Annotated in this window: 9 protein-coding genes and 2 pseudogenes; 6 read left to right on the top strand and 5 right to left on the bottom strand. The window is 68.4% G+C overall.

The genetic code is table 11. The features are described 5' to 3' along the window. Together ACWEVS_RS43340 and ACWEVS_RS43335 are read left to right on the top strand one after the other, a co-directional pair. Positions 1–166: pseudogene (locus tag ACWEVS_RS43340) on the top strand (transposase); the annotation flags it as partial. Next, a pseudogene (locus ACWEVS_RS43335) lies at positions 156–488 on the top strand (transposase); the annotation flags it as partial. The pseudogenes ACWEVS_RS43340 and ACWEVS_RS43335, both read left to right, overlap by 11 nt. A 155-nt stretch (positions 489–643) precedes the next feature. Here the strand turns inward: ACWEVS_RS43335 and ACWEVS_RS43330 are convergent. After that, a complete protein-coding gene (locus ACWEVS_RS43330) occupies positions 644–1003 on the bottom strand; it encodes a hypothetical protein (RefSeq protein WP_452419476.1) in 360 nt (119 codons plus the stop codon). Positions 1004–1024: 21 nt separating this feature from the next. Further along, positions 1025–1810, bottom strand: coding sequence for an SDR family oxidoreductase (locus tag ACWEVS_RS43325; RefSeq protein WP_379575548.1), 786 nt, complete (start codon positions 1808–1810; stop codon positions 1025–1027). A 104-nt stretch (positions 1811–1914) separates the two neighbouring features. Between ACWEVS_RS43325 and ACWEVS_RS43320 the strand changes: the two genes are divergently transcribed. The 4 genes from ACWEVS_RS43320 (at position 1915) to ACWEVS_RS43305 (ending at position 4651) form a co-directional block, all read left to right on the top strand. Further along, positions 1915–2427 carry a winged helix-turn-helix transcriptional regulator gene (locus tag ACWEVS_RS43320; RefSeq protein ID WP_452556761.1) on the top strand — a complete coding sequence of 171 codons (513 nt, stop codon included), beginning with the start codon at positions 1915–1917 and terminating at the stop codon, positions 2425–2427. Between the two features lie 85 nt (positions 2428–2512). Then, on the top strand, positions 2513–2941 hold the full coding sequence (locus ACWEVS_RS43315) for a DUF6283 family protein (protein ID WP_452556759.1): 429 nt from the start codon (positions 2513–2515) through the stop codon (positions 2939–2941). A 451-nt stretch (positions 2942–3392) separates the two neighbouring features. Continuing rightward, entirely contained in the window at positions 3393–4049 is a 657-nt protein-coding gene (locus ACWEVS_RS43310) for a C39 family peptidase (RefSeq protein ID WP_449929863.1), read from the top strand. Positions 4050–4195: 146 nt separating this feature from the next. Next, positions 4196–4651, top strand: coding sequence for a hypothetical protein (locus tag ACWEVS_RS43305; RefSeq protein WP_452556757.1), 456 nt, complete (start codon positions 4196–4198; stop codon positions 4649–4651). Positions 4652–4710: 59 nt separating this feature from the next. Here ACWEVS_RS43305 and ACWEVS_RS43300 read toward each other — a convergent pair whose 3' ends face one another. The 3 genes from ACWEVS_RS43300 to ACWEVS_RS43290 form a co-directional block, all read right to left on the bottom strand. Continuing rightward, complete coding sequence (locus tag ACWEVS_RS43300) at positions 4711–4962, bottom strand: hypothetical protein (RefSeq protein WP_452556765.1); 252 nt, start codon at positions 4960–4962, stop codon at positions 4711–4713. Then, positions 4887–5363, bottom strand: a complete 477-nt coding sequence (locus tag ACWEVS_RS43295) for a hypothetical protein (protein ID WP_452556755.1) — start codon at positions 5361–5363, stop codon at positions 4887–4889. The genes ACWEVS_RS43300 and ACWEVS_RS43295 overlap by 76 nt, the downstream gene beginning before the upstream one ends. A 247-nt stretch (positions 5364–5610) precedes the next feature. Further along, the gene (locus ACWEVS_RS43290; RefSeq protein ID WP_452556753.1) at positions 5611–6078 is read right to left on the bottom strand and encodes a DUF3237 domain-containing protein; all 468 of its coding nucleotides are present in this window, start codon (positions 6076–6078) and stop codon (positions 5611–5613) included. Positions 6079–6309 lie beyond the last annotated feature (231 nt).

The following is a 6309-nucleotide window of genomic DNA, read 5'->3' as shown; positions in this document are numbered from 1 at the left end:
CTGTGGTGGACTCTTCCCACATCAGAGCCCTAAAAGGGGGGCACAGACCGGCCCGTCCCCGGTCGATCGAGGACGTCCCGGCAGCAAGCACCACCGGATCACCGACGCCACCGGCATCCCCCTCGCAGTGATCCTGACCGGCGGCAACCGCAACGACGTCACCCGCCCACCTGCTGGATGCCGCGCACCAGCAGCTCGGCGCCATCGTCCTGGTCTGGGACAACTTGAACACGCACGTCAGCCGCGCCATGCACGAGCTGATCGCCGCCCGATTATGGCTGACCGTCTATCAGCTGCCGCCGTACGCTCCCGAGCTCAACCCCGTCGAGGGCGTGTGGTCGCACCTGAAGAGGTCGCTGGCCAACCTCACGAAACACAGCCTCGAGCAGCTCACCGCGCTGGTGAAGACACGGCTCAAACGCATGCAGTACCGCTCCCGCCTCCTCCAGGGTCTCATCGCCAAGACCGGGCTCGACCTCCAACTGTGACTGAGCACCGTACTTGGATCTGACCGCGCTTCGGTGCCTCCTACGCCGGGGCACGTACCTGGGGGCACCTGCACCAGGCGGAGGCTTCATGAAAGCGCGGCCAAGCCGCCGGACGGAAGAGCTCATCCGAGTGCGGGATCGAGACGCCCAGGCGATCAGGTCTCGATGACCAGACGCTCGATCAGGTCGTCGCGTAGGGCGAACTGATAGCGCAGGTCGACACTGCCTCCAGGGAAGTTGCCTTCGAGGTGGTGTGTGGCGACGTAGTGGGTCGGATCAGTCTGCTGCGCATCGGTGAGCTCGATGGTGTAGGTGAATTCGGTGGCGGAGCGGTTCAGCCACTGTTCGATTGCCGTGGCGCCCTGGTACGTCCTGCCGTCGTCGGTCACGGTGGCGTCGCTGGTGAAGGCGGTGACTGCGGTGGCGGTGTCGTGGTCTTTGTGGGCCCTCAGGTAGCGTGTGATCGTCTCGGGCAAGTCGCTCGGGGCGATGGTGTGGGGCTGATGGCTCGGCATGACGGTCCTCTTAACTGGGGCTCAGACGGTGGGGGTGGTGCCGCCATCGATGACGTGTTCGGCGCCGACGATGGCCGAGGCGCGGTCGGAGACGAGGAAAGCGACGAGTTCAGCAACTTCCTCCGGTCGGTTGGGGCGGCCGAGGGGAATGCCGCCGAGCGAGTCCATGAGCCGCCCCAGGGCGGCTTCCTGCGTGACGCCGGCCTCCTGGGCGATCCGGGCGACCAGGTTGTCGGCGGCGGTGGTCTGGATGAAGCCCGGAGAAACGGTGTTGACACGGATACCATGTGGGGCGACCTCGTTGGCCAGGCCCTTGCTGTAGGTGGTCAGCGCCGCTTTGGCTGCTGCGTAGGCCAGGGTGCCGTTCCACAGTGGCATGCGGCGCTGGATCGAGGTGACGTGCAGGATCACGCCCTTGCCGCTCGCGATCATGCCAGGCAAAAGGCCGCGGTCCAGGCGGACGGCGGCCAGCAGGTTCACGTTGAGCTCCTTTGCCCAGTCCTCCTCGCCGAGCGCCGCGAATCCGCCGGCCGGCGCCTCGGAGCCGCCGAGCGTGTGGACCAGGACGTCGACACCTTCCAGGCGTGCTCCCACTTCGGCGATCACCCGGTCGGCCCCTTCGGCGGTCGACAGGTCGGCGGCGATGAAGGTCTTATCCTCGACCTTGTCGGGGCGGCTGCGGGCGGTGACAAGCACGTCGGCGCCTGCCTCGGCGAGCCGCCGGGCGATGGCGGCTCCAGTGCCCTTGGTGCCGCCGGTGACCAGGGCGCGGCGGCCTTCGAGTGATTCGTTGATGGGGCTGGTCATGGTGTCTTCCGATCCCTGGTGCGCACGTACGGTGCGACGCTCGGTTACTGCTAAAGTAGAAGCTACTGACTTCGACTTTAGCAGTAACCGAAGGGATGGTAACCGTGGTGAGCCGCATCAGGCTGGAGGACCGGGAGTGCCCGCTGTCCACGACGGTGGAGCATGTCGGCGAGTGGTGGACGCTGCTGATCCTCCACGACGCCTTCGATGGCTACACCCGCTTCGATCAGTTCCATGAGAACCTGGGCATCTCCTCGAGCATGCTCTCGGCCCGCCTGAAGTCCCTCGTGACGGACGGATTGCTGGAGCGTCGGCCTTACCAGACCAACCCGGTCCGCCGCGAGTACGTGCTGACCGACCTCGGGCGCTCCCTGCGCCCGGTAATCGTCGCCCTGGCCGCGTGGGGCAATTCCCGGCTGGAGCCGCACGAACGCAGCATGATTCTCGTCGACGCGGAAAGCGGCGAGGAGGTCGAGCCCGTGGTCGTTGACGCCAGGACCGGCCGCCGACTCGACGACAGCCATGCCTACGTCTTCGCAGCGGGTCCTGCGGCCAGCGACGCCATGCGCAACCGCTACGCTCACGGGCGACCAGCGGTCGCAACGGCGGGTACGTAGGCGGGCCACGGACCGCTCGCCCGCATCCCGAGCCATCGCACAGCCTGTATCCGCCCGGTGCCGAGATCCGGGTATGCCGCGCGCCGTGCTCGTCACGCAACCGCGGTCACACACCGCGTCCAGCGAGGAGGACATGCTGCGGCTGCGCCGCGCGCAGCGGGGCGTGATGCGCCGCGACGACACCACGGCCGCCGACGTGGCACGGCTGACCTCGGCGCCGCGCATGGCCTGCCACAAGGACCAGCCGGACACCGCCCACCCCTTCCGCCTGTGCGCCGGCTGGCTGGCCGTGGTCGGACCGGAGCACATCGGTGTCCGGATGAGCCTGCTGCACGGACGGCTGCCCGGCGGCGCCGTCGATCCGGACCGGTGCCACTGGCCGCCGCTGCACGCCTCGCTGCCCGAGCTGCTCGCCCGCCGCGATGCCCAGCTGGCCGCCAGTCCGGCCCGGCGTGACACAGGGGGCGGCACTCGAGCAGCCGAGCGGCCCCACACCGCCCAGGACAACAGATGATCAGCCGATCCGGGCCACCGCCGACCTCGGCCGTCATGTCCGCCGCGGCGCCGACGGGTCCGGCGAGCGGCGATGTGATCGAGCCGACCGCGGTACATGCCCCCGGCAGCGCTCCGGAAGCTGGGGACGGCCCCTGCGGATCCGACCACCCGCCGGACCGTCAACCTCCAGCCAGCATCGGGACTGGCACCGCCGGCGCCGCTGGTGGCCAGCGTCGGCGACATCGCCGGACTGCGGCCGCGCCGGGCCCGGCACGACGGCGGCGAGGTACCCGGCGCCGACGTCGACCTCGTCGACGCCCTGGACCGGCTCACCTGGAACGTGGAGCGGCGTGGGCCCTCCCGGGCCCCGGTCAGGAGGCGCAACGGTGGGGCTTCTACGAGAAGACGGCGGCGACGTAACCGGCCTAGTGAAGGGATGACGTCGCGTGTCACAACCAGACGAGAGCGTAATGGTCAAGAGTCTCGGCTCGACATACTGGCGCTGGCGTCAATACCAGGAAAAAACACTCTGGTGTTGGAACGCGACGACGATCAGCATCGCGAACTTCTACGCCAACGCGCAGGTCTGGACCCAGTGCGGATTCGCCGCCGCAGTCCTCAACAGGGACGACTCCAGGCTCGCCGACCAGCGACCGTTCCGCTGCTGCCCGGATGGCGAGTTACGCGGGGACTGCAACCAGGGCTGGTGGCCGGATTTCGGGCCGCTACAGCAAGCCGGGGTCCAGGTCCCCGTTGCCGATGGTGACAGATATTCCGTCGACGCGACGTGGGTGGGCAACAGGTGGGTGGAGGTCAGAAGGCTCAGGGAGTTGACGAAGAACGAGGTCAAAGCGGAGATAGACGCCGGACGCCCAGTCATGATGAACATCGGCTGGGGTGGCGGCCTCTCCGGCCACATCGTCAACATCTGGGGGTACAGCTACCGCCCGCAGACCGGTGAGCTGGTGCACGTATGGGTGCATGACCCGTGGGAGGACACGGGCGGGGTATACGCGGGCATGGAGGACTCTCCCATCATGTGGATCGCATGGGAGACGCTCTTCGGCGGTTACCCGGGCGGCGCGAACGGCACCTGGAACCGGACCTTCAAGACTCGCCGAAACTAGCCTCAGGGAGCTTTGCAATGCCGTTGAACATGCCTGAACCGCCGGGACGGATCCGGGACGAAACACGCTCCCAGCTCGGCCTAATCGCCAGAGCCGGCGGAGAGGGCCCGAAACTTTTGGGCGAGATCGCCCCGGATGACGTGGAGGTGTCCACCCCACACCGGGTGTTCGCCCTGCTCGTCCGAGACATCGAGGCCGGCGGCGGCCTGGAAACGGCGCAGCCGGTGGGCTGGCGATTCCTGCTGGAGTCCGGCGGCAATGTGCTCGCCGGCGCCGAAGTCTCCGAGACGCCGGAACGCACCTTCCCGCCCACGTTCTACAGAAGCTCATCCGTTGGAGCCACCGCGACCGCGGTCAGAGCCGCACGAGCCCTGCCGCAGCTCCAACTGGCCGGGTTCGATCTCCGACTCCTGCGGATCCCCGAGCTCTACCAGGTTGCCCTGTGGTTGCACTCACCCAACACCGATCTGCTCATACCGCTGGCACCCTCCCCGATCGGGCGCGAGGGCCAGGTCACACCACCACCGGTGTTCTTCCGGGAACTCGCCGCCCGTGCCCAGGAGTACAGAGCCCGCCAGCCCCGCGACCGGGAGCCGACCTAACGCCATACGCTCGACTTTCGGGCCTACGCTGTCGTGCCAGCGTGCCGGGCGCCTCTCGCTCAGACCGTGAGGTCCTGTGCGGGAGGCGGGTGAGCGGTGGCCGGGCCGGGCCAGAAGCTCTGCTTGCGGACGCGTATGTAGCGGTCGCCCTTGAAGACGCAGAACACGGTGAAGGCGCCGACAAGGCCGGGAACCAGGCAGGCGGCCGACAGGCCGGAGTCGAAGGTGGTGTCCTTCAGGTCGGGGAAGGCGACGGAAATGTCCCAGGGGCCGCCGTGGAGCACCGTTTCGTTGCGGACGTCGTAGCGGATGACCTGGTCGCCCTTGAACAGGTAGACGTCGCTGAAGCTGCCGGCGACCGGACAGACCGCTTCGATGTCGCTGGTGAAGATGGTGCCGCGCAGACCGGGCCACTCCGTGGCGATGTCGTTGACGCCGCCGTGTTCCTCCTCGTCGATGTCGTAGCGGACGTACCGGCTGCGCCGGTTCGCGGGCCGGTGGCCTGGTCGATGCCAGGGTCACCCGTGATCCGCTGGCGTGCGACGAAGACATCCGGCTCGAAGTACTCGATGAACACCGCATTGGTCGTCACCCGGGTAGTGGGATCGTTGTCACGGACCTTGACGTGGTGGTGACGTCCGCCGAGCCGCAGATCGGACGTGACCGTATCCGGCTCCACGTGCCAACCGGGACTGCCGCGCCACAGCGCCATCTCCTCTGGAGCCGTCCAAGCGCGGAACACCTCAGGCCGCGGGTGGTCGTACTGCCTCTCCGTCACACCTTGGTGTCGCCTCCGGACATGCCCCTTCCTGGCGGCGACACGGGCAGTATGAGCCGGATCCGGCCGTCCAGGCGCATGCATTCCGAGCGTCGCCGCAGCTTCTGCCCCTGAGCTCCGGAGCGAGCCGGCGGTCACGACGGACACCGACAGGGCGGCCGTTCCGCTGCCGCAGGGCGGGCTACAGCACCTCGTACATGCGGATCGCGACGACGTCCTCGCTCTCGCCTTCGGGGCGGGCGAGTCCGACGAACACGGTCTCGGCGAGCCATCGGTGGGCGGCGGCGTCGGTACGGAAGACGGGCGAGGTCCGGTAGTAGAGGCCGGCGTGCGTCACCTGGAGGCCCTCGTCGTGCTGGTCCGGGCTTTCCGGACCGGGTCGGTAGTAGCCGCGGTTGACGATGTCGATGACCGCGCCGTCGTCGGCCTGGATCAGGTAGCGCGCGTCCAGCTCGCACACCTCGCCGCGAGTGCTGTGCCAGTCACCGCCTCCGGGGAGCACCGTGCCGCGCAGCCGTGGGCCGGTGACGGTTCCGCCGACGATCGGGGTGAACTCGGTGCGTTCCCCGTCGCCGTGGCCAATGTGCAGCGTCGGCGCGATCTGGGCCCGAATCTCGAAGGCGAAGGCAAGCGACGGCGCGAAAGACACGGTGGAGACTCCCCGGCGTTGGACGTGTGAATGAGCACCCCAGGGTATTCACAGCCGCCGGACGCCCCCTCGCCGCACCCCCGGGGCGATGTGCGGTGCGCCCCCGCGGTCCCTGGCCAGCTGGAACCTCGCAGGCAGGCCGATCCTCCGCGCGAGATCGACGAGGTGCTGCGCATCTTGCCGACCCCGCGACAGCTGGCCGACACACCAGGGGTGATACGCGGTGCGGTC

The organism is Nonomuraea sp. NPDC003754 (assembly GCF_053605785.1).
This window is presented reverse-complemented; position numbering and strand designations above follow the sequence as displayed.

What these genes read in the sequence shown, in the direction of transcription:
- ACWEVS_RS43330 (WP_452419476.1), bottom strand. Translation starts at nt 1,003, where the DNA reads ATGCCGAGCCATCAGCCCCACACCATCGCCCCGAGCGACTTGCCCGAG.
- ACWEVS_RS43325 (WP_379575548.1), bottom strand. Translation starts at nt 1,810, where the DNA reads ATGACCAGCCCCATCAACGAATCACTCGAAGGCCGCCGCGCCCTGGTC.
- ACWEVS_RS43310 (WP_449929863.1), top strand. Translation starts at nt 3,393, where the DNA reads ATGGTCAAGAGTCTCGGCTCGACATACTGGCGCTGGCGTCAATACCAG.
- ACWEVS_RS43295 (WP_452556755.1), bottom strand. Translation starts at nt 5,363, where the DNA reads ATGGCGCTGTGGCGCGGCAGTCCCGGTTGGCACGTGGAGCCGGATACG.